The 25,421-nt window shown below is 62.1% G+C and carries 25 protein-coding genes; 13 read left to right on the top strand and 12 right to left on the bottom strand.

Annotated features, from left to right (window positions below; all coding sequences use genetic code 11):
* Positions 1-66: 66 nt before the first annotated feature.
* On the top strand, positions 67-3,081 hold the full coding sequence (locus H7225_RS17890; protein ID WP_290664306.1) for an ATP-binding protein: 3,015 nt from the start codon (positions 67-69) through the stop codon (positions 3,079-3,081).
* 114 nt (positions 3,082-3,195) lie between these two features.
* Here the strand turns inward: H7225_RS17890 and H7225_RS17885 are convergent, their stop codons facing one another.
* Positions 3,196-3,504 (bottom strand): hypothetical protein, encoded by a 309-nt coding sequence (locus tag H7225_RS17885; protein WP_290664304.1) that lies wholly within the window; start codon positions 3,502-3,504, stop codon positions 3,196-3,198.
* A 235-nt stretch (positions 3,505-3,739) separates the two neighbouring features.
* Between H7225_RS17885 and H7225_RS17880 the strand changes: the two genes are divergently transcribed.
* On the top strand, positions 3,740-5,323 hold the full coding sequence (locus H7225_RS17880; RefSeq protein WP_290664302.1) for an ATP-binding protein: 1,584 nt from the start codon (positions 3,740-3,742) through the stop codon (positions 5,321-5,323).
* A 65-nt stretch (positions 5,324-5,388) separates the two neighbouring features.
* On the opposite strand, the gene H7225_RS17875 is transcribed toward H7225_RS17880, so the two are convergent.
* Positions 5,389-5,886, bottom strand: a complete 498-nt coding sequence (locus H7225_RS17875; RefSeq protein ID WP_290664300.1) for an FxDxF family PEP-CTERM protein — start codon at positions 5,884-5,886, stop codon at positions 5,389-5,391.
* 534 nt (positions 5,887-6,420) lie between these two features.
* Here H7225_RS17875 and H7225_RS17870 point away from each other — a divergent pair.
* Both H7225_RS17870 and H7225_RS17865 read left to right on the top strand, forming a co-directional pair.
* Positions 6,421-6,924 carry a pyridoxamine 5'-phosphate oxidase family protein gene (locus tag H7225_RS17870; protein ID WP_290664298.1) on the top strand — a complete coding sequence of 168 codons (504 nt, stop codon included), beginning with the start codon at positions 6,421-6,423 and terminating at the stop codon, positions 6,922-6,924.
* Positions 6,925-7,118: 194 nt separating this feature from the next.
* Positions 7,119-8,525, top strand: coding sequence for a sigma-54 dependent transcriptional regulator (locus H7225_RS17865; protein WP_290664296.1), 1,407 nt, complete (start codon positions 7,119-7,121; stop codon positions 8,523-8,525).
* Here the strand turns inward: H7225_RS17865 and H7225_RS17860 are convergent.
* Positions 8,467-8,703, bottom strand: coding sequence for a hypothetical protein (locus H7225_RS17860; RefSeq protein WP_290664294.1), 237 nt, complete (start codon positions 8,701-8,703; stop codon positions 8,467-8,469). The two genes, H7225_RS17865 and H7225_RS17860, sit on opposite strands and share 59 nt — an antisense overlap.
* Before the next feature lie 27 nt (positions 8,704-8,730).
* Entirely contained in the window at positions 8,731-9,186 is a 456-nt protein-coding gene (locus H7225_RS17855) for a response regulator (RefSeq protein ID WP_290664292.1), read from the bottom strand.
* A gap of 244 nt (positions 9,187-9,430) precedes the next feature.
* Between H7225_RS17855 and H7225_RS17850 the strand changes: the two genes are divergently transcribed.
* Both H7225_RS17850 and H7225_RS17845 read left to right on the top strand, forming a co-directional pair.
* On the top strand, positions 9,431-10,330 hold the full coding sequence (locus H7225_RS17850) for a hypothetical protein (protein ID WP_290664290.1): 900 nt from the start codon (positions 9,431-9,433) through the stop codon (positions 10,328-10,330).
* A 29-nt stretch (positions 10,331-10,359) separates the two neighbouring features.
* On the top strand, positions 10,360-10,560 hold the full coding sequence (locus H7225_RS17845; protein ID WP_290664288.1) for a hypothetical protein: 201 nt from the start codon (positions 10,360-10,362) through the stop codon (positions 10,558-10,560).
* Here the strand turns inward: H7225_RS17845 and H7225_RS17840 are convergent.
* Positions 10,530-11,180, bottom strand: coding sequence for a DJ-1/PfpI family protein (locus tag H7225_RS17840; protein ID WP_290664286.1), 651 nt, complete (start codon positions 11,178-11,180; stop codon positions 10,530-10,532). The genes H7225_RS17845 and H7225_RS17840 overlap by 31 nt on opposite strands.
* A gap of 183 nt (positions 11,181-11,363) precedes the next feature.
* Here H7225_RS17840 and H7225_RS17835 point away from each other — a divergent pair, with 183 nt between their 5' ends.
* The 5 genes from H7225_RS17835 (at position 11,364) to H7225_RS17815 (ending at position 17,290) form a co-directional block, all read left to right on the top strand.
* Entirely contained in the window at positions 11,364-13,388 is a 2,025-nt protein-coding gene (locus tag H7225_RS17835) for an AsmA family protein (RefSeq protein ID WP_290664284.1), read from the top strand.
* Entirely contained in the window at positions 13,385-14,317 is a 933-nt protein-coding gene (locus H7225_RS17830) for a DUF6279 family lipoprotein (protein ID WP_290664282.1), read from the top strand. The genes H7225_RS17835 and H7225_RS17830 overlap by 4 nt, the downstream gene beginning before the upstream one ends.
* Positions 14,314-14,727: a DUF2177 family protein gene (locus H7225_RS17825; RefSeq protein WP_290664280.1), complete on the top strand. Its 414-nt coding sequence runs from the start codon at positions 14,314-14,316 to the stop codon at positions 14,725-14,727. Before H7225_RS17830 ends, H7225_RS17825 begins: the two co-directional genes overlap by 4 nt.
* A gap of 85 nt (positions 14,728-14,812) precedes the next feature.
* A complete protein-coding gene (locus tag H7225_RS17820) occupies positions 14,813-16,165 on the top strand; it encodes a sorbosone dehydrogenase family protein (protein WP_290664278.1) in 1,353 nt (450 codons plus the stop codon).
* Positions 16,166-16,177: 12 nt separating this feature from the next.
* On the top strand, positions 16,178-17,290 hold the full coding sequence (locus H7225_RS17815) for a catalase family protein (protein ID WP_290664276.1): 1,113 nt from the start codon (positions 16,178-16,180) through the stop codon (positions 17,288-17,290).
* A gap of 2 nt (positions 17,291-17,292) precedes the next feature.
* On the opposite strand, the gene H7225_RS17810 is transcribed toward H7225_RS17815, so the two are convergent.
* From H7225_RS17810 to H7225_RS17795, 4 genes are all read right to left on the bottom strand, one after another.
* Positions 17,293-18,753: an RNA polymerase factor sigma-54 gene (locus H7225_RS17810; RefSeq protein ID WP_290664274.1), complete on the bottom strand. Its 1,461-nt coding sequence runs from the start codon at positions 18,751-18,753 to the stop codon at positions 17,293-17,295.
* Between the two features lie 163 nt (positions 18,754-18,916).
* A complete protein-coding gene (locus H7225_RS17805) occupies positions 18,917-19,177 on the bottom strand; it encodes a hypothetical protein (protein WP_290664272.1) in 261 nt (86 codons plus the stop codon).
* Entirely contained in the window at positions 19,164-20,087 is a 924-nt protein-coding gene (locus tag H7225_RS17800; protein WP_290664270.1) for a YihY/virulence factor BrkB family protein, read from the bottom strand. The genes H7225_RS17805 and H7225_RS17800 overlap by 14 nt, the downstream gene beginning before the upstream one ends.
* Before the next feature lie 4 nt (positions 20,088-20,091).
* Positions 20,092-20,754 carry a porin family protein gene (locus H7225_RS17795; RefSeq protein WP_290664268.1) on the bottom strand — a complete coding sequence of 221 codons (663 nt, stop codon included), beginning with the start codon at positions 20,752-20,754 and terminating at the stop codon, positions 20,092-20,094.
* A 215-nt stretch (positions 20,755-20,969) separates the two neighbouring features.
* Between H7225_RS17795 and H7225_RS17790 the strand changes: the two genes are divergently transcribed.
* Positions 20,970-21,425, top strand: coding sequence for a PA2169 family four-helix-bundle protein (locus tag H7225_RS17790; protein ID WP_290664266.1), 456 nt, complete (start codon positions 20,970-20,972; stop codon positions 21,423-21,425).
* A gap of 37 nt (positions 21,426-21,462) precedes the next feature.
* Positions 21,463-22,206: a DUF4142 domain-containing protein gene (locus H7225_RS17785; RefSeq protein ID WP_290664264.1), complete on the top strand. Its 744-nt coding sequence runs from the start codon at positions 21,463-21,465 to the stop codon at positions 22,204-22,206.
* 29 nt (positions 22,207-22,235) lie between these two features.
* Here the strand turns inward: H7225_RS17785 and kefC are convergent, their stop codons facing one another.
* The 3 genes from kefC to H7225_RS17770 form a co-directional block, all read right to left on the bottom strand.
* Positions 22,236-24,059 carry a glutathione-regulated potassium-efflux system protein KefC gene (gene kefC / locus H7225_RS17780; RefSeq protein ID WP_290664262.1) on the bottom strand — a complete coding sequence of 608 codons (1,824 nt, stop codon included), beginning with the start codon at positions 24,057-24,059 and terminating at the stop codon, positions 22,236-22,238.
* A gap of 2 nt (positions 24,060-24,061) precedes the next feature.
* Positions 24,062-24,682 (bottom strand): NAD(P)H-dependent oxidoreductase, encoded by a 621-nt coding sequence (locus H7225_RS17775; RefSeq protein WP_290664260.1) that lies wholly within the window; start codon positions 24,680-24,682, stop codon positions 24,062-24,064.
* Positions 24,683-24,756: 74 nt separating this feature from the next.
* Positions 24,757-25,314 (bottom strand): ferritin-like domain-containing protein, encoded by a 558-nt coding sequence (locus tag H7225_RS17770; protein WP_290664257.1) that lies wholly within the window; start codon positions 25,312-25,314, stop codon positions 24,757-24,759.
* Between the last annotated feature and the right edge of the window lie 107 nt (positions 25,315-25,421).

The following is a 25,421-nucleotide window of genomic DNA, read 5'->3' as shown; positions in this document are numbered from 1 at the left end:
CCCGCCAGGAGCGAGCTTGATCGGCCTGTGTCAACATGGCGGGGTTGTTGGCCAATGCAAACCCCCATGCCCCATTTCTTGCAGAATCTGCGGTCTCGCCTTGGCAAGTTGCACGACCTCTTCCATTGGCCGTTGGCCTCGTTGCGCGGCTACCTCACCGCGGTCATCATTGTGGCCACGGTGCCCATGTCCGGGCTGGCGTGCTACCTGGTCGTCCAGGAGACCTTGGCCGGCAACAAGGCCCTGGAAGACAGCCTGCTGCGCACCGCGTCTACCTTTGCGCTCACGGTCGAGCGCGAAATGGTGTCGTCGATCGACGCGCTGGCCATCCTGTCGTATTCCGACTCCCTGCAGCGGGACGACGTTGCCGGATTTTTTGCCACGCTCACGGCCCTGCCAAAAATGCGCAGCACCTGGAGCAGCGCCTACCTGGTCGAACTCAATGGCGAGGTGATTTTCAACACCCGCCAGCCCATGGGCAAACCCCTTGAAAAAATCAGCGATAGATCGGCTTTGGAACGCCTGATCCGCACTGGCGAGCCCGAAGTGACCAGCCTGATGGAGGGGCCCAACGGACAGCGCACCACCGGGGTTCTGGTGCCCGTGTTCGTGCAGGGCAAGGTCAAGTACGCGCTGGGCGCCTGGATCACGCCGGCCAACTGGCAAAAGCTGATGACCGGGGTCACGATCGCGCCGGGGGGCTTCGTGTCGATTTTTGATTCGCGGTTTCAGATCATCGCCCGCAGCCTGGATCCCCAGCGCTTTGTGGGCCAACCGCTGCCGCTGGCCGCTCAGCAAGTGATGGGCAGCCAGCTCGCGGGCATTAAGCGCGCTCAGATGGCGAGCGACAAGAGCACCGATGTGTACGTGGCCTGGAAACGCATTCCCATGGCGGATTGGGGCATTGGCGTGGGCGTGCCCGCCGCGCCCATCGACCGCAACCATGCCCGGTCGATCGCCATGGCGCTGGGTGCCGGGACGTTGTCCCTGATCGCGGGCCTGGCGCTGGCCATGCTGGTGGCCAGGCGCGTCACCAAGCCCTTGCAGCAGCTGGCCGTGGGCGGGCCACAGGCCGTGCAGCATCCCAGCGAAGTGCGTGAACTCGCCTTGCTGCAAAGCGCACTGCGCGTGCTTGAACTGCAACGCGAGCTGGCCCGCGAGCGGCTGCAGGCCAAGGCCGATGAGTTTGAAACCCTGTTCCAGAGCAGCCCCATTGGCCTGGCCATCGCGCAGGACAAGGACTGCCACAGCGTCTTGCGCAACCCCGCGCTGGCCGCCATGTTCAATGAACTGGCAGACGGCCACCTGCCCCCGCACGTGGTGCTCAAAGAGGGGCAAGAACTGCTGCCCGATGAGCAGCCCCTGAAGCACGCCGCCTTGACCGGCGCCAAAACCAGCGACGTCGAGCTGGACGTGGTGCACCAGGACGGCCGAACCCTGCGCTTGATCGCCCACGCCGTGCCTTTGTACGACCACGCTGGCCAACCTCGCGGGGCCATCGGCGCCTACACCGACATCACCGAGCGCAAGCGCGCCGAAGAAGCCCTGGTCACCGCCGAGCGCCGCCTGCGCGAAAGCCAGCACATGGTGGAGCTCGCGCAAGCCGCCGGTCACGTGGGCTTTTTCGACTACGAATTCGTGCCCGACCGCACCACCTGGACATCGGGCATGGCCCCGCTGTTTGGCATCAAGCTCGTGGAGTTCGACGGCACCTGGGACGCCTGGATCAAGCTCATTGATGAGAAAGACCGCCAACAGGTGCAGGACGCCCTGCAAGCCGCCGCGCGCCAGAAGCAGGAGCAAGCTGTGTTCGAGTTCCGCACCTGCCCGCCAGATCAGTCGGTGCGCTGGCTGTCGGGCCGCGTGGTGCTGAAGTACGACGAGGCCGGCCAACCCTTGCACATGATCGGCGTGATGGTGGATGCCACGCAGCAAAAGTCGGTTGAGCTGGCCCGGGCCGACTTCGTGGCCCGAGAGCAGGCAGCGCGCGTGGAGGCCGAAAACGCAAACCGCGCCAAGGATGAGTTCCTGGCCATGCTGGGCCACGAGTTGCGCAACCCCCTGGGCGCCATCGCCGCTGCCTCCGAAGTGCTCAACCGCCTGGGCTCGGAAAACCCCGCCGCCTTGAGCGCTCGCCAAATCATCGCCCGCCAGACCCGGCACCTGGCCCGCCTGATGGACGACCTGCTGGACGTGGCCCGCGTGATCACCGGCAAGATCATGCTGACCCGCCACCCCCTTGACTTGGCCCAGGCCACGCAGCGCCTGGTGACCACCCTGGAGGTGTCCGGCATGCTGAAGGCCCACACACTTCAGATCGAGCTGGACGAGGTTTGGGTGCAGGCCGACGGCACGCGCATCGAGCAGATCATTTACAACCTGTTGACCAACGCGCTGAAGTACACGCCAGATGGTGGACACATCAAGGCCACCGTGCGCAAGGAAGGCGACATGGGTGTGCTGGAAGTCTCCGACAGCGGCGTGGGCATGACCGAGCCGCTGCTGTCGCGGGTGTTTGACTTGTTCGTGCAAGGCGACCGATCACTGGACCGCCGGCAAGGTGGGCTGGGCATTGGCCTGACCCTGGTCCGCCGCTTGACCGAACTGCATGGCGGCAGCGTGGCCGCGCGCAGCGATGGGCACCAGCAAGGCAGCACCTTCGTGGTTCGGCTGCCGTTGGTGCTGCCTGAAAGCGCCGCACTGCCCAGCCCGGCGAACACATTGACGGCGAATCGGCGTGTGGTGGTGGTCGAGGACAACGAGGATGTTCGCGAAGCCCTGCAGGTTTTGCTGGCCTTGGCCGGGCACAGCGTGTTCACCGCCGAAGATGGTCAGGCGGGCGCCCAACTGGTGATCAACACTCAACCTGACATCGCCTTGATCGACATCGGTCTGCCCAAACTGAACGGCTACGAGGCCGCGCAACGCATCCGCCAGGCTGGGTACAAGGGGCAGCTGGTGGCCTTGTCAGGCTATGGTCAACCCAAGGATGTGGCCCAGGCTCTGGCAGCCGGCTTTGACGCCCACCTGGTCAAGCCGGTAGACCCCGTCGCCTTGGAACACCTGATGAACAAGGTCTGAGCAACACGCCTCTGGGCATGGCCATTGCTGGCATGAAGGTGAGCAAACCAATCTGGCTTGCGCCACTGAAAGAACACTGACATGACCCAGCGGACCATGCTGATTCGCCCAGCTTCAGCGCGCCAGTCGGCTCAGCAACAAACCGGCCAACAAACCAATGGCAATCGCGGTCAAAGGCTGTTCGCGGATGTGCGTGCGGGCACTGTCCAGCCATTGCTCCTCCAGCTCACCCAAAGCATCGGCTTTGGCATGCAAGGCATCTGCCGCCTGGCTGGCCGCGGAGTGAACGCGCTCCACCGCTGGCTTGGCTTTTGCCGCGACGCTGTCAATGGCCTCGTGGGCCCGTTGCGCCACGCGGTCCACCGCAGCGCCGGAGTCGAAAGAGTCGCCGTCTTGAAGTAAGGTTTTCGTTCTGTCATTCATCGAGATTCTCCTGAATTGAAAAGACAGCCGAAATTGGCAAATGGCATGCCTTGTGCATGACATGGACGAACCCAATGAAAACCCCGGTTTTCAAGCCAGAAATCGGCAAGATTTTCTGGACGATGTAAGCGCTGCCGCATCTTGCACCAGCACGCAAACAGGAGTACTGCTAGCGCGGTCTGCCATGACAAACCACCAGGTTTCTTCCGTCACCGCACAAGGCTTTGAACTTGTGATGAGTGAGATGCCGTTCCAGCGTTTCACCGAAAGCAGCGACGACGTGTTCTGGCTGGCGGACTTGACCACCCAACAGTTGCTTTACGTCAATTCGCGCTTCGAACATTTCTGGGGCACCAGCAGCGATGCCTTGCTGCAAGACCCGTCCCTGTGGAATCAAGCCGTGGTGACCAAGCACGCCCACCTCTTGCCCACACCCTTCTTCGCAGACACCCCGGCCTCCGAGAACTCAGTGCGCGAGTACCAGATCCTGGATGCCCACGGACAATGCCATTGGATCCGCGATCGGCGCTTTTACGTGCGCGATGCCCTGGACCAGGCAGTTCGGGTGGGCGGCATTGCCGAAGACATCACCGAGCGCAAACAAGCCGAGATCCAGCGCGAGCAGATGCTGCAACGCGAGCAAATGGCCCGCCGGGAGGCCGAGGCGCTGGCCTTGTCCAAAGACGAATTCCTGGCGGTGGTTACCCACGAGCTTCGCTCGCCGTTGAACGCCATGCGCGGTTGGGCACACGTGCTGCGGCGGGCCGGGCCGCTCAACGCGCTGCAAGAAAAAGCCCTGGACGCCATCGACCGCAACACCCAGGCGCAAGCCCACCTGGTGGACGATCTGCTGGACAGCCAACGCATCCTGTGTGGCACCTTGGAGCTGCAGTGGGGACGCGCCAATCTGGCGTCCCTGGCCGACGATGCGGCCTCGTCCATGCACGACCGGGCCGCCGCCAAGCGGATCACCCTGAACGTGAGCCACGACGACAGCATTGGCCCCGTCTCTGCCGATGTGGACCGTTTGCAGCAAGCAGTGACCAATCTGCTGTCCAACGCCATCAAGTTCTCGCCAGAAGATGGCATCGTCCATGTGCGCACCCTTCGCAAAGATCAAGCGGTGGCCATTGAAGTGATGGACAGCGGCATTGGCCTGGCGCCAACGCAACTGCCATTTTTGTTCAACCGCTTTCAGCAGGCCGACAGCTCCAGCACCCGCCGCCAAAGCGGCTTGGGCCTGGGCCTGTCGCTGGCGCAACAGGTGATTGAGCTGCACGGCGGCCGCATTGAAGCGCGCAGCGACGGGGTGGGCTTGGGCGCCACGTTCACCATCGAGTTACCCGACCACACCAGCTTGCCTGTCCACCCCGCGTCGCCGCGCCATCTGTCCCTGAGCACATTGGTCGGCAAGCGCGTGGTGGTGGTTGAGGACGACCCCGATGGACGAGAGATCCTCGAGCTGCTGCTGCGAGACGCCCAAGTTGAGCTGCTCAGCTTTGACCGCGCGGCCGGTGCGTATGAGCACTTGGCCAATGCCCCCCCCGAAGAACAACCCGACGCCTTGATCTCGGACATCGCCATGCCGGACGAAGATGGCTACGCCTTCATCCACCGGGTGCGCGAACTGGAAGCCCGCCTGCACCGACCTCGACTGGTGGCCCTGGCACTGACTGCTTTCTCGCGAACGGAGGACCGACAACGCGCGCTGGCCGCAGGATTTGACGAGCATGTGGGCAAGCCGATCGACTCGCAGATGGTGCTCCAGACATTGGAGACTGCGCTGGACAAAAGTGCGGCTCGAAGAATGTCTGTGTAAAAAAAAAGCGCTTCGAAGAGCGCTTTTTTACACCGTCAAGCGTGATTGGGTTGCAGTTGAACGGCTCAGGACTGATAGCGGCGACGGTACATGCTGCCCGTAGCCACCAGACCCGCCAGCATCAGCGCCAGGGTGGTGGGTTCTGGCACCGCGGTGGTGGCCGAGCTCAGCGAGTAAAAACCGCCAAACGCGCCCGTGGCCTGACCCACCACGTTGTAGTAGTAGGCGCCAGGTGCTGTGATGTCAAAAGTGTGGAAGGTGCTGCCCGTGGTGCCGTCAAAGGCATAGCTGCCCAGGAAAGCATCTTCGATACCGGTTTCCCTGTAGAGCTTGACCGTGCCGTTGGCAATGTTCAACAAGCCCGGCGAGCCAAGCGCCACAGCGGAGCTCACCACGCTGCCACCGTCGCCCAGCACAAAGGTGAAGATGTCGTCAATGTCACCAGGCTCGGACAGGTTGGTGCCCAACTCAAGCTTTCCGTGTGTTCCCCAGTCAATGGTGTTGGCGTGTGCATTGAATGCCAGAACGCTGGCAATGGCAACGGTTAAGAGTTTCAAGCCCATGTGTATTCCCCCGGATAAAAAGACAAACTCGGATCGAGTTCAGGTTGATATAGCAAAGTTTGTGCCCGCCTCAATCCCATCTGAATTTTACGGGCGTGGGCCTGCCATTTGCCGAGATGTCATTGAGATGAGATCACGGTGAACTCATCCACTGCATCCCTCAGGAGTTTGACCATGAACAAAGACCAAGTCTCCGGCCGGGCTGAAGAAGCCAAGGGCAAGATCAATGACGCCATCGACGAGGCCTGACCCTCCATGCGTCATTTTTACGGCACCGTCTGCCTGCTCAGTCCATGAACGACCACCTTAGCCTTCGCACGCACCTGGGCCCCGCTCCGGCGCCGTCTCCGGCCCCGCCTTACAGCCCTGAGCTGCCCCCAACCCCGCCGCCGCCCGGACCGGATCTGCCACCGCCGGAAGTGGAAGACCCGCCACCCGACGAGATCAAGATCCCCGTGCGGGAACCCCCGGTGATGCCCACGCCCATGGCGTTGTGCGCCATCACCTGCCAAAACCTGGAACTGGAAACAAGCCATGACTGCATCCACCACACACGAACAATCACTCTGGAAACTGATCCGCGATATCCGCTTCGGCATGCTCACCACGCAAACAGAATCAGGCGATCTGTGCTCAACCCCACTCACCACGCAAAACCGCAAGGAGGACGAGGGGCAAGTGCTTTGGTTCTTCATCTCGGCACGCAGTGAGACCGTGCGCGATGTGCTGGTTCGGCCCAAGGTGAACCTGGCCTACGCCTCACCCGCAGATGACCGCTACGTGTCGATCAGCGGGCGAGCGCGCCTGGTCAACGACCCTCAACAAAAGCAGGCGTTGTGGTCGACCCTGTCGCAGGCCTGGTTTCCGGGCGGTGTCGATGACCCAGACCTCGCTTTGCTGGCGGTTGACATCCACCAAGCAGAATACTGGGACATCAAAAGCAGCAAAATGGTCCAGTTGTTCAAGATGGCGCAAGCCGCCATCACCGGCAAACCGCCCACCCACCTGGGAGAACACGAAAAGGTGCGCCTGGGTTGATGCCACCGGTTGTGAGCCAAGCCCACCCTCTCCTTCTGTCTGGCGCCCCGGGACCCCCTCGGGGCGCCTTTGTGCGTTGCCGCCCTGAATTCCAGCACCCACCTGCTTCGAAATCTCAGGGAAGTTACGGACACATGGCGGGTGATCGCTCATAATCGTTTTGAACTGGTTTTTACACTTTCAAGGATGTTGGAATGCCTCACGCATTGGTGGTGGATGACGAAGCCGACTCGGCGGAGATGATGGCGACATTGATCGCGATGGAAGGTTTCACCGTTGCGACCGCAGGCTCGCTCCGTGACGCACGCAAGCAGCTCGCGCTGCAAGAACCCGACATCGTTTTGCTGGATTTGATGCTCCCCGATGGCAGCGGCATGCAGTTGTTTGACGACGGCAAGAGCCTGGTCAACACCGAGGTGGTGCTGATCACCGGGCATGCCAGCCTGGAAACCTCCATCCAGGCACTGCGCCTGGGTGCGGTGGATTACCTGGTCAAGCCCGTCAACATGAAGCAGTTGCACGGCATCTTGTCGCGCGTGACCAAGCCCTCGGCCTTGAAGGCTGAAGCGGCCGATCTGCAAACAGGCCTGGAAGAAGAAGGCCACTTTGGCTTGTTGTGGGGCCGCTCGGCCGTCATGCGCCAGGTGTACGAGCAGATCCTGCGCGTGTCCGGCACGGCCGTCACGGTGTTCATCACCGGTGAAAGCGGCAGCGGCAAGGAAGTCGTGGCCAGCACGGTTCACGACCTGAGCCGTCGGCGTGGCCGGCCCTTCCTGGGCGTCAATTGCGGCGCCATCTCACCTCACCTGATCGAGAGCGAAATCTTCGGCCACGAGAAAGGCAGCTTCACCGGCGCCGATCGCCAGCACCAGGGGTTTTTTGAACGCGCCAGCGGCGGCACCCTGTTCCTGGACGAAGTGACCGAGATGCCGCTGGACCTGCAGGTCAAGCTGCTGCGTGTGTTGGAAACAGGCACCTTCATGCGCGTGGGCTCCACCCAGATTCAGGAAACCGACGTGCGCATCATCGCGGCCACCAACCGCCCGCCCATGCAAGCCGTGAGAGACGGCAAATTGCGGGAAGATTTGCTGTACCGCCTGAACGTTTTCCCGATCCACCTGCCCGCTTTGCGCGAGCGCGCAGGAGACGTGCCTTTGATCGCCCAGCATTTCCTGCAAGAGATCTCGCGCCGCGAAGGCCAGCTCAAAACCTTTGACCCGCAAGCCCTGCGCAGGCTTTCAGACTTTGGCTGGCCCGGCAATGTGCGCGAGCTGCGCAACATTGTTCACCGTGCCTATGTGATGGCGCGTGGCAGTGTCATCGTCGATGAGTGCCTGCCCACCACAGACACGCCACTGCCGGTGCTGACCGGTGCGCCGATCCTGTCGATCCGCGTGGGCACCACCCTGGCCGAAATCGAGCGTCAGGTGACCCTGGCCACCCTGGAGTACCTGGGTCGACACAAGGAAAAAACAGCGGCCACGCTCGGGGTCAGCCTGAAGACCTTGTACAACCGCCTCAAGGAATACTCCACGGTGCCCGTCAGCCTGGATGGCGACCTGCCCCCAGGATCTTCGTCATGGGGCGATCTGGGCCATTGAGCCGGCGGTAAGCCGGGCCGACCTGCTCGTCTTCGATTTCGGCAAACGCAGCCTCGACCTGAAGTTGCGCCTTGCGGGTTGTATACCAACCCTTGCGAGACTTGGACGCGTCCCGCGTCGCCTTGTTGGATTCGAATTCATCGCGCAATGCATGACGTTGGTCAGAAGATGACTTCATCGTGAGCTCCATTGGGAATTGGACAAATCAGCGGGCGAAAGCAGGCGGACTAGCCATGGGTTTTGCCCTCATGCCCCATGGCGCTTCGGCAAAAAAAACAGATGGCGGCCCCAGCAGAAACTGGTCAAGCCTATTGAGGATGGCCGGGATGTCCAGCGGTTTTTGCCAGACTTCAAGGAACGTGGTTTCGCTCAAATGTTGTACGTCGGCCGCTGTCACTGCGATGGCGGGCACCGACGACAGAATCGGTAGCGCACGCAGGCGTTCCAGCAACTCCGTGCCATGGCAATCCGGCAGGTTCAGATCCAGCAACAACAAGGCTGGCGGCCTTTTCACCGCGGCCTGGTAGCCATCCTCACCATTGGTGGCGATGGTGAGCTCCAGTGATGGCAGCTGCGCAAACACAGCCTGCATCAACTGCACATTGACGGGATGGTCTTCCACATACAAGACCTGGGGGCGGGTATGGTTGGCAGCAGGCACGTGGATTCCTCGGAGAGCTTGGGTTCACTTTGCCTCAGCAACCTATATGCCACCTCCGAACCACCCTGTTTTCGCCCCTCAAGGCGCGGGTTTGCGGCTGGAATCGGGAAAGATTGCGGAAAAGCATGCAAGCCCCGAGCGATCTCACGAGCATTGATTCCAGATGTAACGAATGTAGCTTCAGGCCCTCCAATTGCCATGTTCAAAATGCATTGGCATCAGGCCCTTGCCGATGGAGACCCCCATGCCCTCAAGGACAGAACAACACGCCTCGCACGCCGCCCATGTCACCGAGCAGCCCATCCAGGGCGCCAGGAAAATGCGGGCAATGACGGGGCAAAAGAAACCGATGGAAGTCATGCCCTCAGAGTTGATCGCGGCCATGGCGATGGTCAAACGCGCGTGTGCCAAAGCCAGCCGAGACATGGAACAGGTCAATCCAGCGATGGCCCAGGCCATTGACCTGGCCACCTCTCAGATCATCTCAGACCCTTGCGCGGCCTTGCACGTGGCCGCCAGTGTGGGCGTTGCGCACAATCTCCTGCCCGCCTTGGCGAGCTTGAGCGCAGAGTTGGAATTGAGCGAGCACGTGGCCCAACTTTCGCTCGCTCATGGCGCCATCATGGCCGCCCTGCCCTGCGCCCACCAACTGGTCATGCATCAAAGCACATCGATGCAAGTGCGCGAGCAAGTGGCCAAGGCCCTGACCGACACCTTGAAGCTGCCCTTCGTCAGCGCTGCCGACGCGGTCACGCCTGTGAACGCCATGGACAACCTGGTCAGCTTGCATGGCGCCTTGAAGGCGGCTGCCGTGGCCTTGAACGACATCGCCCAAGCCATGCGTGACCTCCCCCCCGCCCAACATGACGCCATGCAGTGCGATGCCTTGGCCATGGTGTGCCGTCAGGTGGTGGGCAACGATGTTGCCTTGGTCACCGAGGCCGATGCAGGCGAGCTCGACGGCCACACCTTCAAGCCACTCGTCGCGCGCAAGCTGTTGCAAAGCATTCGCCTTTTGACCGACGCGACCACGGTGTTCACTGAATACTTTGTGCGAGGCGTCAGCGTGAACCGCGAACGAATCTCTCAGGGCTTGGCCAGCTCATTGATGCTGGTCACCTCAAACACCCTTCAAGCCGTTTGATGTTCACCCACCACCCACAGGAGATCAGCATGAACCGCAACCTCTACCGTCTTGCACTGGCCGCTTTGTTCACCGGCACCGTCTGGTCACTGCGCAGTCAGGCCAAGCAAAAACGTCAGATGGCCTTGCGATCCAAGGCCAAACCGGAAGCGGTTCAGACCTGGGAGCATGAAGGCGGGGCACTGCCCCGCACTGGCAGTCAAACCGGCCCGATCCCCACGCTGCCTTGATTGGCGGGCCATGCCGTTGAAGTGATGGCGCCGTCCAGATCTTCGGTGCGCCGCCAATGCCTGTCCTTGACGATGGCCGCGATGAAATGTTCAGCCAGGCGGTCCAACCCCTGGTCATGCAGATCGGTCACGATGCCGCTGGCGCTCAAATCATCGGCATGCGATGGCAGCAACACACCCAGCGCTTTCAGCAGATCAACACCTTGGCCCGTCGCAGCCATTGACTTGCCGTGCTCATAGGCTTCTCGCATGAAGTGAATCGCGTCCGGGTCGTCTTGCAGGATGGCGACACTGCCCATGCCGCCGGGCACATACACCGCGTCGAACATCACCGAGGGCATGTCGAGCCAATGGTGGTCCACCGGCACCTGCCCACCAGACTCGCCGAGCAGGGGGCCACGTCGGTTAGAAACCACATTGACCTGGGCGCCGCCGATTTCCAAGGCGCGCCGCACGGCATCAAGCTGCACCTCATCCAAGCCGTCACCCGCCAGCACCGCCACTCGGCGCGATGCCAGCACGGCCGATGGCGGCTCAGCCGCCACCGAATCAGCCTGGAGCATGCCCAAGGCGGTAATGGACGAGTCCATGAAGATGTCAATGAATGGTGGGTTTTTCATGATGGTCTCATCGCCTTGATCAGTTGAAGAGCAAATAGAGGATGACCAGCACGACCGCAGGAACACCCAACAACCAACCCAAAACATACTTGCCCATGTTGATTCTCCAAAACTTGCAGATGCCCCCTGTTCAGCAAAGCACGTGCCCTCGCTGGACAGGCATACCGTTTGCCGTTCAAAAGCATGATGATCAAACAAGGCAAAAAAGGGACACTGCTGGCGCTGGGAATCCTGACGGCGATCATGGCCACCGTGGCCGTGTGCGAATACCAAGGCTGGCCTTTTTTGAAGGGGCCTCTTGAGCGCACCCTCAGCCAGAAGCTGCAACGGCGCATCGTGCTGGGTGACCAGTTCGCCCTTCACCTGCTGGGTGCCATCAGGCTGCGCACCAGCGCCTTGACGATTGGCTCGCCTGGCTCGGCCCCCGACCTGTTGAACGCGGTCAACCCTCGGCTTGAGGTCCCCTACTCGACCGTTTTCGGATTGATGCGATCAGGACCGCATGAGCCCATCCGCATCACTTCACTTGAGTTGGACCGCATGGACGCCGCCTTGAGCCGCGATGCCCAAGGCCAGGCCAACTGGCAATTTTCACCAAGGTCGGCAAAGACGACCGACTCGCCTGGTTTGGGCCTGCCACGCTTTGACAGGCTGGTGGTCAAAGCTGGCCGCCTGCAGATGCAGGACGCTCTGATGAAGTTGAACCTGGACGCGCAAGTCAGCACCGCCGAAGGTGATCAGGCACAAGGTACCAGCGGGCTGTTGATCAATGGCAAAGGCCACTACCTGAAACGGCCCTTTGAGCTGCACATCAAGTCAAGCGGCGTGCTGCCTTTGGCCGCCTCACCAGGGCCGGCCGTGGCGGTGCCGATCACCGTGGAAGCGAGTGCGGGCCAATCGCGGCTGCGCTTCAATGGCCAAGCCGCGGACGTACTGACACTGTCTGACCTGGATGGCTCCATGACGCTGTCGGGCCCATCCCTGGCGGCCGTGGGTGACGCGGCGGGCGTGACCTTGCCCACGACCACGCTGTTCTCATTGAAGGGCCAACTGAGCAGGAAGGGCGATGTGTGGTCACTCAAGCAAACCAACCTGAACGTTGGCACCAGCCAATTAGGTGGCTCATTCACCTTTGACCGCCGGCCCAAAGTTCCCATGCTCACCGGTGAAGTGACCGGTTCACGCTTTGTCTTGAGTGACCTGGCCCCGGCCTTTGGTGCGCAGGCCCCGGGGGCCAACAACCCGGCTCCGCCTGAGGGCCGGATGGTGCCGCAGCGCACGTTTGACATCCCCTCGTTGCACGCGATGAATGCCGACATCAAAGTGCGCTTGAAGCGCGTTGAGCTGGGCGCCTTATTCGATCGCCCACTCGAACCGCTGGATGGACAATTAAGATTGAAATCTGGCGTGCTGACCATCTCGGACTTGTTGGCCAGCACAGCCGATGGACAGGTCAGCGGGCGCGTAAGTTTGAACGGAAATCCAAAGCCTGCCTCTTGGGATGCCGATGTGCATTGGAAAGGCATCCGACTGGAGCAGTGGCTGAGCCCCCGCAACCAGTTTGCCGGGCAGGGTGAGCCTGACAAAGGCAAACAAAATCGTTACGTGACGGGCCAGTTGGGCGGGCACGCCAAGCTGCATGGTCAAGGCAATTCGGCCGCCCAGATGCTGGGCACCATGGATGGCGATGCCCAGGCCTGGGTGCAAGATGGCACCATTTCACACTTGGTGGTGGAGGCCATCGGCCTGGACGTGGCCCAGGCCCTGGGTGTGGCGGTGATCGGCGATGACCTGATGCCCATGCACTGCGCTGCGGTCCGCGTGAAGGCACAGCGAGGCGCCTTGAAGCCGGAGGTTGGGGTGATCGACACCGAGGACTCCACCATCCTGGTCTCGGGCTCGCTGTCGCTGGTGGACGAAAGCCTGAACTTGGTCATGACCGCCAAGCCCAAGGACATCAGCCCCCTGACATTGCGTTCGCCCTTGAAAGTGCAAGGCACTTTTGCCGACCCCAAATTCAGGCTGGAAGCCAAGCCCTTGGGCCTGAAGATCATTTCAGCAGTAGCCTTGGGCTTCGTCAACCCATTGGCCAGCATCATTCCCCTGATTGACTTGGGCGACAAGACCGATGGTGGTTGTCAGCAGGCCCTGGCGAAACTCAGGGGTGATCGGCCCAACACCAAGGTGACCAAGGTGGCCCGCCCATGAACCAAACCGCAAAGGGATCCATGCCGATCACGCCCCGTGTCACCCGCCCAGGCAACCGCTCAGTCACCCGCTCCCTGAGCGCCTCACTCCTCATGATGGTCGTGCTGGCCTTGACCGCCTGCAGCATCGTCAGGCTCGCTTATAACCAGGCTGATCACCTGGCTTACTGGCAGTTGAACCGAGCGTTTGATTTCACTGATGAGCAATCGGTGAAGGTGAAGGGCGCGATCAAGCAGTGGTTCCAATGGCACCGCCGCACCCAGTTGCCGGTGTATGTCCCCTTCTTGGCGCGCGCCGAGAAGGAGGCGCTGGCGCCGGTGTCGCCCGCGCTGGTCTGCGAGCGCCGCACTGAGCTGGAAGGTTGGGGCCGCAAAGCCATTGACCAGGCCGTGCCCGCCATGGCCGATCTGGTGCTGTCCCTCAGCCCCGATCAGATCAAACATTTGGAAAAACACCAGGCCAAGACCAACGAAGATTTTCGCAACGACTACCTGGAGGACAGCATGGATGATCGCAACAAGGCTGCCGCCAAATTCGTCATCAAGGTCGCCGAGATTTTCTACGGGCGCCTGGAGGCCTCGCAACGCGATCACGTGAAGAGTGAGATCGCCGCATTGCCCCTTAATGCTCAAAACGTGCTTGAAGAGCGCCAGGTCTACCAACGCGATTTCGTGCAACTGATCCGCCAGCTCAACGCCCAGAAAGCCACCCAGGCGCAAGCCCAACAGGCGTTGCGCGAGCTGTTCCAGCAGTTCTTCGACCCGCCGAAAGAACCTTTGCGCGGCCAGCGCCTGCAGTGGATCGCGGCAGGCTGCAAGCTGACCTCGAGCCTGCATCAACAAACCACGCCGGTGCAGAAAGAGAAAGCCGCGCAACGCCTGCGCGACTGGGAGTCCGACTTGCGCATTCTGAACAAACAACCGGCATGAGCACAATGAATTACTTGCAAATTTACGGTGGCACCGCGGCGGTGATGCTGGTGCTTGACATGGTCTGGCTGGGGTTCATCGCCAAGGCCTGGTACCAGCAAGGCATCGGACACCTGATGGCCGCGCAGCCCAACATGGCCGTCGGGGCCTTGTTTTACCTGATCTTTCCCTTGGGATTGGTGGTCTTTGCCGTGCTGCCCACCGGCGACGAGCCGGGCTGGACAAAAGCCGCTCTGATGGGCGCCTTGTTTGGATTTTTCGCTTACGCCACTTACGACATCACCAACCTGGCCACCTTGCGCGACTGGCCCCTCAAGCTGTCGATCATCGATGTGGCCTGGGGCAGCTTGGTCAGTGGCTTGGCCGCTGGCACGGGCAAGGCGGTGCAGCTCCACGTCGGACATGTCTGACAAGCTCTTAGGCGAAGGCCTATGGCCTGCCCGCCCGGATGACGCCACAGTAAAACACACCTGAATCCGTCACAAAGGCCTCGCCATGCTGCAAACACGTTCGGTCCGAAACCTGGCTTTGACCGCGCTGGTGGCCTCATTGGGCGCGGTGGCCTGGGCCGATGCGACATTGCCTGTGTCCGCCGGCACGGGCCTGAACCCCCAACTGCCCAAACCTGAAAAGTCCTTGATCCCCACGGTGAACATTGCCCCCGCCAAGGGGTGGCCCGCCGGGGGCAAACCATCAACCGCCAGTGGCACCACCGTGTCCCGCTTCGCCGACAAGCTGGACCACCCCCGCTGGCTGTACGTGCTGCCGAACGGCGACGTGCTCGTGGCCGAAACCAGCGCCCCACCCAAGCCAGAAGATGGCAAAGGCCTCAAGGGCTGGGTGATGAAGAAGGTGATGAACAAAGCCGGTGCCGGTGTGCCGAGCGCCAACCGCATTACCCTGCTGCGCGATGCCAATGCCGACGGTGTGGCCGAGACCCGCACCGTTTTCCTGCAAGGCCTCAACTCGCCCTTCGGCATGGCCTTGGTCGGCAATGACTTCTACGTGGCCAACACCGACGCGGTGTGGAAATACACCTATGCCCCGGGCCAGAGCCAAATCACGGGATCCGGCACCAAGGTGGTCGACTTGCCGGGCGGCCCCATCAACCACCATTGGACCAAGAACCTGATCGCCAGCAAAGACGGCAGCAAGCTTTACGTGACGGTCGGCTCCAACAGCAATGTGGCTGAGAACGGCATGGACGCTGAAAAGGAACGCGCCGCCATCCTGGAGGTGGACCTCAAGACCGGCAGCCGCCGCGTGTTTGCCTCGGGCTTGCGCAACCCCAATGGCTTGGGTTGGGAGCCCGAAAGCGGCGCTTTGTGGACCGCCGTGAATGAGCGCGATGAACTGGGCAGCGACCTGGTGCCCGACTACATGACCTCGGTCCGGGATGGGGGCTTTTACGGCTGGCCTTACAGCTACTACGGCCAGCATGTCGATGACCGCGTGAAGCCGGCCAACCCAGGCCTGGTCGCCAAGGCCATCGTGCCCGACTATGCATTGGGACCGCACACCGCCTCTTTGGGCCTGAGCTTCTCGCAAGGCACCACCCTGCCGCTTCAGTTCTCCAACGGCGTGTTCATTGGCCAGCATGGTTCATGGAACCGCGAGCCCCGCAGCGGCTACAAGGTGATCTTTGTGCCTTTCAGCAAAGGCAAGCCCACCGGCGAACAACCTTTGGATGTACTCACCGATTTCGTCAACAAGGATGGCGATGCCCTGGGCCGCCCAGTTGGCGTCGTCATCGACAAGCAAGGCGCTTTGCTGGTGGCCGATGACGTGGGCAACGTGATCTGGCGCGTGACGGCCTTGCCCACGGCGGCGCCTCCCACCAAACCCTGAAGGAGTTTCATCATGTTCAACCCCGACGTGGTCTCGCCCTTTCCTGTGCGCTACGAGGCTCGGTTTGAGCATGCTGAAGAAGACGAAGCCGAGACCGAGCACGGCTTGCTGGAGACCTTGCGCGGCATCTCAGAGAAAACCTCGGCCGATGACGGCGATGCCTTGCGCAGCGTCCATGCCAAAAGCCATGGTTTGCTGCGCGGCCAGTTGAGGGTGCTGACTGGTTTGCCACCAGCATTGGCCCAGGGCTTGTTCACCACCCCCGTGGCCTACCCCCTCTTCATGCGCCTGTCGACCATCCCTGGCGACTTGCTGCACGACAGCGTGTCGACCCCACGGGGCATGGCCATCAAAGTGGTCGGCGTGGAAGGCGCCCGGCTGCCCGGTTCAGAAGGCCAGGTGACGCAAGACTTCGTGCTGATCAACGGTCCACGCTTTGCCGCCCCCAATGGCAAGAGCTTCTTGAGAAGCCTGAAGCTGCTGGCCACCACCACGGACAAAGTGCCCCGCTTGAAACAAGTGCTCTCCGCCGTGGCGCGTGGTGCCGAGAAAGTCATTGAAAGCGTGGGAGGTGAAAGTGCCACCTTAAAAAGCCTCGGCGGCCACCCCGAAACCCACATCCTGGGCGAGACGTTTTATTCGCAAGTGCCCATGCTGCATGGCCCCTACATGGCCAAGCTGTCGGTGGTGCCCATCTCTCCCGGCATGCTGCTGCTGAAGAATGCCCACCTGGATCTGCACGACAAGCCCAACGGCCTGCGCGATGCTGTCCTTGACTTCTTTTCAAGCCACAGCGCGGAGTGGGAGGTGCGGGTGCAGTTGTGCACGGACATCGACAAGATGCCGATTGAAGGTGCCTCGGCCGTGTGGCCCGAAGAGGTCAGCGCTTACCTGGCGGTGGCCCGCATCACGGTGCCACCTCAAAAAGCCTGGAGCGCAGCACGCTCGGCCGTGGTCGATGACACTTATTCGTTCAGCCCCTGGCATGGTTTGGCCGCGCACCGCCCTTTGGGCGCCATCATGCGTCTTCGAAAGGCAGCGTATGAGATGTCTGCCCAGTTCCGCGCCGGCCACAACCATCAGATCATCCAGGAGCCACGCTCGCTGGACGACTTGCCCGACTGAGCTCAGGCCACCACGTGCTTGCGCCGGCGGTCCACCGGTGGCACCTTCAGCAACTGGCGGTACTTGGTCACGGTGCGCCGTGCCACCTTCAGGCCTTGCCTGGCCAGCTGACGGGCGATCTCCGCGTCTGACAAGGGGCTGACCAAATTCTCGGCATCAATCATGTCTTTGATGACCCCACGGATGGCCGTGGCCGAGCACTCACCGCCACTGGCCGTCGGCATGGCGCGCGAGAAGAAGTACTTCAGCTCGAACACACCCACCGGCGTGGCCATGAACTTGTTGTTGGTCACTCGGCACACGGTCGATTCATGTAAGCCCACCTCTTCGGCGATCTCACGCAAGCCCAGGGGCTTCATGGCCAAAGGCCCAAACTCCAGGAAGTGGTGCTGGCGCTTCAAGATGGCTTGCGACACCGTCAGGATGGTGGAGAAACGCTGCTCCACATTGCGCACGGTCCAGCGCGCTTCTTGCAAATTGGCGGCCAGCTCGGCATGGTTGGAGTCTCGGTGCTTTTGGAACAGCTCGGCGTACATCTGGTTAATGCGCACACGCGGCACCACGGCCGGGTTCAATGTAGCCACCCATTCGCCGCGCACCTGCTTGACGATCACATCGGGCGTCACGAACTGGGTGTCCGAGGCCGTGCCAAAGCGCCAGCCAGGCCTGGGATCCAGGTGACGAATGCGCTCACACGCAGCATCAATGTCGGCCGCCTTGCAACTCAGGGTTTTGGCCAGCCCTGCCACATCCCGCTGGGCCAACCGACTGAGGTAATGCGTGACGATGATGCGGGCCAGGTCACGGATCTGTTCGTCTTCAATGGAGGGCACTTGCAACAGCAGGCACTCGGACACGCTGCGGGCACCCACGCCCATCGGGTCCAGGGTTTGAACCTGCTCGAGCGCGGCCTCCATCTCGGCCTCATCGGCCACGGGCGACAAGCCGGTCAAGGCAGACAACTCCATCAAGGGCGTGCGCAGGTAACCATCGTCGTCCAGGGACTCAATGATCGTGACCACCAACACCCGCTCGCGGTCGCTCAAAGGCCAGGCATTCATCTGGTTGCGCAGGTAGGCGCGCAATCCCAGGTCATCGGCCACCATGTCGATCATGCTGGTGCCTGAATCACCGCCTGAACCTGCGCGGGCGCCCGTGGCCGATTGCCAGCTGTCGCGCTCCCAGGAGGGCTCGGCATCGCTCATGGCAGAAGGGGTCTCGGCATCCAGGGATTCGGAGGCGGCCTCGGCCACTGGCTCGGCCACCGAGGGGGTTTCAGTGGCATCGACGGCATCCGCACCGGCGGATTCTTCAGACTCTAAAAATGGGTTCTTGCCCATCGCGTCGCGCACTTCCTGGGCAAAATCCAACGATGACAGTTGAAGAAGGCGCACCGCTTGCTGCAAGCGTGGGGTCAGGGCCTGATGCTGCCGGTGTTCCTGGCGAATGGCCGGTGAGTTCATGGGGCGTCTCTCTGAGGTGTCATGGTAGTGACTCTCTTTGCAACACCCGTGCCGGATTGGCTTGCCCTGGGGAAACCGTATTAAAGCCCGTTCTACGCGCGTGCAAATTTCAAATGGCAGGTGCGATTTACGGCAACAAGTGCCGATGGGCAAGATTTTTGCTTTAACGCCGCGGTTTGGCTTGACCGCCTGTCGGTTTTCCCGACTTGAGGGTGCGGTTGTAGAGCTCGTCCGTCACGGGCGACCGGTCCGTGTCCACCAAGCCGCGTTCAAGGTCCGCGTGCGCCTGTTTCATCTCGGGCCGGGGCTCGCTGGTCTGGCTGTCGGCTGACTCATCATGCTCGTGGGGCAAACGGGGTGAAGACTTGCCTTTGGCACTGGGCAAGGTGGCAACCTGCGGTGGGGTTTTATCAGTGGAATTCATGCCCTTGAACAGGCAATCCACGTGCCGGGCGCGCCGATGGGTAGTGCTCGTCCACCACGGCCCCCAAAGCGCCGCCCAGCAGCAAAATCTGCGCGGAGTAATACACCCACAGCATCACCACCACGAAAGACCCGGCGGCCCCGTAACTCGACGCCACACTGGCATGGACCAGGTACAGCCCGATCAGGTGCTTGCCCACCGAGAACATCACCGCGCTGCTGATCGCCCCCACCCATACCGCCAGGCGGCTGGGCTTTCTTTCCGGCAACCAGCGCAGCAAGGCGGCAAAGGCCATCACCAGCACGCCCGTGGACACGGCCACATCGACCAACCCCATCAGCTCGGCCATGGTCGGGTAGCGGGTCGCCATGTAAGCACTCAAAGCGGCCAGCACGGCGCTGAGCAGCAGCGAGACGATGGCCAAAAATCCAAAGCCCAGAACCAGCGCAAAGCCGATCAGGCGTGCGCGCACAAAGGTGGACAAGGCCGAGGACGGTGCCGGTACCACGCGTGCAATGGCGTTGAGCGCGCGGCGCAACTCGGCGAACACACCCGTGGCACCCACCAGCAAGGTGACCACACCCAGCAAGCTGGCCCACAGGCCATTGGGATGGCGCCAGGCCGACTCGATCATGGCCTCGATGCCCTTGGCGGCGGCCTGGCCCACCAGCCCTTCGATCTCGCCAACGATTTGGCCGCGGGCCGCGTCCTCACCGAACACCGCGCCCGCGACGGCAATGGCCACCACCAGCAAAGGCGCCACCGCGAACATCGTGTAGAAGGCGATGGCCGCGCCCAACTGGGGGCCTCGGTCGTCTGACCAACGGGTCACCGCTTTGACCAGGATCTGCAAGGGTTGCCGCAACATCGACGGCATCAGATCCCAAAGTCGATCAGGCCAGCCCGCCATGCTGTCAGTAGTGGAAACGCAAGCTCACCGTGGCGGTGTCCACGTTGTCGCGGCCGGTCACGAACTTGAAGTCATGGCGGTTCAAATCGGTCGATGCCGACCAGCTCTCCGAGACATCCCAGTTCACACCCACGCCGTAAGAAAGGCCAAAGCCCTGGGCGGAGCCGGTGGGGACTGCGGGATTGGTGGCCAGGTCCATCCGAGTGCGGGCGTAGTTGGCGCCCAAGCGGCCCGTCAGGCTCAAGCGCGAACCCAAAGGCAGCTCGCCCAGCAAGTTCACGTTCAAACCCCTGACGCGAACGGCATTGCCCACGTGCTCCAGGTTGCTCATGCGCATGTAGGCCAGCTCAAAACCCCAGCGCTGGCTGAACTCGCCACCGGCGTACAGGGTGATGGCCCTGGCACTGCGGCGACAGACCATGCCCTCAATGCAAGGCAAGCGGGCGGAGCCAATGCTCAAGCCCACATGGTGCTTCATCTGGCGCGGCTTCCAACCCTGGTCGCTTGATGCGGGGGCGTCGGCGCTGTACTCCAGGTTGCTGGCAAAAGGGCCATCCTTGGCGGGCGTCTCATCAGGCACGTCGCCGGCATGGCTCACTTGTGAACCAACGCACAACATCACCAAGCACCACACTCGCGGGCTGAGCTGTCGTTGCGGAAAGTTCATCGCGGCTCCTTGCAGAAAAAAGCGCGGTGCGCTGTCTGATCAAAACCTGATCAGCAACCAGCGTGCCGTGCCTATCGAGCCCTCGGTGCGAAGTCCATGCGGCACGCTGCTTGCCTGCCATCGTAGGCATCAGCCCGACCTTGCAATCGCTGGAAATGCGGCTGATTCATTGCTTCATAACCGCGTTAATTCGCCTCAAGCCAAAGGACGACACCATGACGAACGACCACATTGTTGACACACTCAACGACCTGATTGAAACCTCCAAGGACGGCGAGCAAGGATTCAACGCCTGCGCCAAGCATGTCAGCAGCACCGACCTGAAAAGCCTGTTCATCCAGCGCGCCATCGAGTGCCAACGCGCCGCCACGGAACTGCAACCCTTTGTGCTGCAGTTCGGCGGCAAGCCCGAGCAAGGCGGCAGCGTGGCCGGCGCCCTGCACCGTGGGTGGGTGGCCGTTCGCGACTCGCTGGCCGGCTACAGCGATGCCGCTGTGCTGGAAGAGTGCGAGCGTGGCGAAGACTCGGCCCTGGGCCGCTACCGCAAGGCCCTGAAGGACGAGGCCCTCCCCCCCGCCTTGCGCGCCGTCATCGAGCGTCAGCTCACCGGCGTTCAACGCAACCACGACCAGGTCAAGCTGCTGCGCGATCAGCACAAGGCCACCCTGTAGAAGCTTCTGCAGGCTTTACCCGCACTGAGGAAAAACCATGAAAACCAAAAGTCAAATCATGGGCTTGGCAGGCATCGCCGTGTCTGCCACCCTGGCCTTGAGCGCCTGCAATCGGCAGGAGGACGTCTCGTCTCGAACGGCCAACTCCGCCGACACGCCACTGCAGGACAGCGCGATGGTGGCGGCCAATGATTCTGCGGCGTCTGCATCGACCACCCGCCCCACAGGCGACAACAGCCTGCTGCGTGACTCCAACGACACCTTGAGCCGCGAGCCCACGGCGGCAGGCATGCCCAACACGCCCTCGCCCACGGCCGCGGCCACGGCGTTGAACGCGGCAGAAAAAAGGTTCCTGTCAGACGCGGCCAGTGGTGGCCAGTACGAATTGGCCTTGGCGCAGTTGGCCAAGGCCAACGCGTCGGACTCTGCGGTGAGGTCCTATGCCGCGATGCTGGTGAGTGACCACACCATGGCCAATCAAAAACTGCAGTCGCTGGCGCAACGGCGCAATGTGGTGTTGCCCACGATCTTGCCGCCCGACAAGCAGCAAGTGATTGATCGCTTGACCAAGGTGACTGGCCCTGAGTTTGATCAACAGTTCATCCAGATGGTGGGTTTGCACGACCACAAGACGGACATCGGCTTGTTCGAGAAGGCCAGCCGAGAGGCCAAGGACAGCGAGGTTCGCGAGTTCGCCTCGTCAACCTTGCCCACCTTGCGGGCTCACCTCAGTGCAGCGCAGAACCTGCCGCCCAGGGTGAAGGGCGGCGCAGGCGCCTGACGGGATGACGGCGTGGGCAGTCGGCCGCATCAAGGCTGCTGCCCATCGCCGCAGCCCTGAGGCCGGTTGCCTTGAGGTGCTTCTCGCTCTTGCGCGAACAGCTCTTCCAGTTGCTGGCGCCCTTGCTTGGCCATGGCCACCAGGGCCTTCTGGTCTTTGTGGTGCGGCCAGAGCTGGACCAGCTGCTGCAGGGAATGACGCCGAAAACGCATCGCCATCTGCCGTGCATGGTGCGGATGCCACCCCATCAATTCCAGCACGCTGCGCCCGCTCATGAGGGCCGAATCCAGGGTCTCACGTTCGATCAGGGTGACGCCGCGATCCCGCAGGGCGTACCAGTGCTGCACATTGCGCGCCCGCGCCACGATGGCCAGGTGCGGAAAATGCGCCTTGTCCAAGTCCACCAGCTTCAAGCTCTGATCGACATCGTCAATGGCCACGACCAGGACCTTGGCGGATTCGGCGCCGGCCATGCGCAGCAGGTCAAGCCGGGTCGCATCGCCGTAATGCACCCGAAAGCCAAAGCGGCGCAGGGCTTCAACTTGTTCTGCATCGTGGTCCAGCACGGTGGCTTTCAAGCCATTGGCGTACATCAGGCGGCCAACCACCTGCCCGTAGCGCCCAAAGCCCGTAATGATGACAGGCGCTTCCTGACGCTGTGCCAGCGAGGCATCCGGTGAAGGCGCTGCAAGCCGGGCAAAGCGGGGCAGCAGCCACCGGTCGATGACCACCAACAGCAGGTGCGTGAGCAGCATCGACAAGGCCACGGTGCCGATCAGCAGTGACGACACCTCGGCTGAAAACACCTGCGCCCCCGCGGCCTGCTGGAACACCACGAACGCGAACTCTCCCCCTTGGGCCAGCAACAGCGTGAACACCGGCCGCTCACCCACAGGCACCTTGACCAATTTGGCCAAGCCCCACAGCACCACGCCCTTGACGGCCAGGAAGCCGAGCAGGATGCCGGCGACCAGCCACAGGTGCTGCGACAAGGCGGCGAAATCGATCGTCATGCCCACGGCCATGAAAAACAATCCCAGCAGCAAGCCCTTGAAGGGCTCCACATCGGTTTCCAGCTCGCGCTTGTATTCACTTTCAGCCAGCAGCAGGCCGCCCAGGAAAGCACCCAGCGCCATCGACAAGCCCACGGCTTGCATCAAGGTGGCAATGCCCACCACCAGCGCCAGCGACGCGGCGGTGAAGATCTCTTGCGACTGGCTGCGCGCGATCCAGCGCAGGGCGTGTCGCAGCAACAAACGCCCCACCACCACGATGCCCACGATGACGGCCAGTGCGCGCAAAGCCTCCAGCCACGGATTGCCCGCCGCCTCGGCCTTGGCGCCCAGCAAGGGGATCAAGGCGAGGATGGGGATGGCGGCCACGTCCTGGAACAGCAAGATGGCAAAGCCCGCCTGCCCGGCCGAGGTGGGCAGCATGTTGCGCTCGCCCATCACCTGCAAGGCGACGGCGGTGGACGACAAGGCCAAGCCCAGGCCCGCCACCACGGCGATCTGCCAGGACACCCCTAAGGCCATGGCCCCTGCCGCCAAGGCCAAGGCGCAACCCAGCAATTGCAAGCTGCCCAAGCCGAAAATGGGCCGGCGCAAGGCCCACAAACGTGGCGGCTCCAGCTCCAGGCCGATCAGGAACAGCATCAGCACCACGCCGAATTCAGCAAAGTGCAGGATGGATTCAGTGTCGGCCACCAATTTCAGCCCTAAGGGACCAATGGCGATGCCCGCCGCCAGGTAGCCGATGATCGAGCCCAGGCCAAGCTTTTTGGCCAGGGGTACCACGATGATCGCGGCCGACAGGTAGACCAGGGTGCTGAGCAACCAGTTGCTGTGTTCCATGCTCAGGCGTCCTCGGTCGGGCGATCGTTGGCGGGCACTTCGCACAGGGGGCACTCCTTCAGATCGGCCATTTCCGGCCAGTTCGGGTAGGTGCTCAAGCGGTCGCGGTAAACCTCGACATGGGCTTCGAATTCCTGGCGCGACACGGCGTGCGCACCATGAAACACCAGCGGCGGCAAAAAACGCAAGCCGCACAAGGTGGCCGTCTGCTCATACGTCGGCAAGAAGGCGTCGAAGAAATAGCGGTTGTGGCCCTGAGGGCTGTAGGTTTCCTGCGTGCCACCGGTGGTGGCCACCAACCACAAATCCTTGCCGCGCAAGTCGCTGCCGCCTGGGCCATAGGCCCAGCCCAGGGTCAGCACGTCGTCCAACCACAGCTTCATCAGCGGCGGCATGCTGTACCAGTGGATGGGGTGCAACCACACGATCAAGTCGGCCTGCGCGGCCAAGGCTTGCTCGGCAGGCACGTCGATCACATGGTCGGGGTACAGGGCATACAAGTCGCGCACGGTGACATTCGCGAGCGACTGCGCCGATTGCATCAACACGCGGTTGACCCGCGAATGCCGCAGATCGGGGTGCGCTGCCAGGACACGAGGATGGAGGGAGCAGACATCGGGCACAAAATAACGCAGATGCGCCTTCGTACCCCATCCCTTCAGGCCAAGCGGCCAGGTAGCGCGGCCCGAAGGCCGGCTTACTCTTTCAGCCAGTCCTTCAACTCGTCGGCGTGTTCTTGCTCGTCACTGAGGATGTCTTCCAGCAGGCGCCGAGTGGTGGAATCCTTCTCGCCAATCAGGTCGATCATCTGGCTGTAGGTTTCGATGGCCACGCGTTCGGCCACCAGGTTGGCGCGGATCATGGCGGTCAAATCCAGCGATTCGTCGTACTCGGCATGGCTGCGCTTGCTCAGACTGTCTGGCGAGAAATCGGGTTCGCCGCCGAGCTGGGAGATGCGGGTGGCCAAGCGGTCGGCATGGCCCGCCTCTTCATTGGCGTGCACCATGAACTCCTCCGCGATCTTGGGCGACGAGCGCCCCGCTGCGGTGAAGTGATGGCGCTTGTAGCGCAGCACGCAAACCAGCTCGGTGGCGAGCGCATCGTTCAGCAGCTTGATGATGTCCTCGCGCCACGGGGCATCGTGAGGGGTGACGGCCCCCTTGTCCAAGCCGGATTTGGCAGCGTTGATCGCTGATTCATCAAGCACCAGTCGGTTGCCTGGGGCTGGTGATTTCGTGGGGGCCTCGGTGCTCATGGGGATGTCCTCGTCTGCTGGGGTGATGCCATGGCTTCAATTTATGCCCGGCCACCGCCGAGCTGCATCGGCGTTTGGCGCATGCGTTTGTAGGACATCACCGCATG

Origin of the sequence: Aquabacterium sp. (assembly GCF_014378415.1) — a bacterium.
Taxonomy (GTDB): domain Bacteria; phylum Pseudomonadota; class Gammaproteobacteria; order Burkholderiales; family Burkholderiaceae_C; genus Aquabacterium.
The sequence above is the reverse complement of the archived record's forward strand: the minus strand, read 5'-3'. Positions and strand labels throughout refer to the sequence as shown.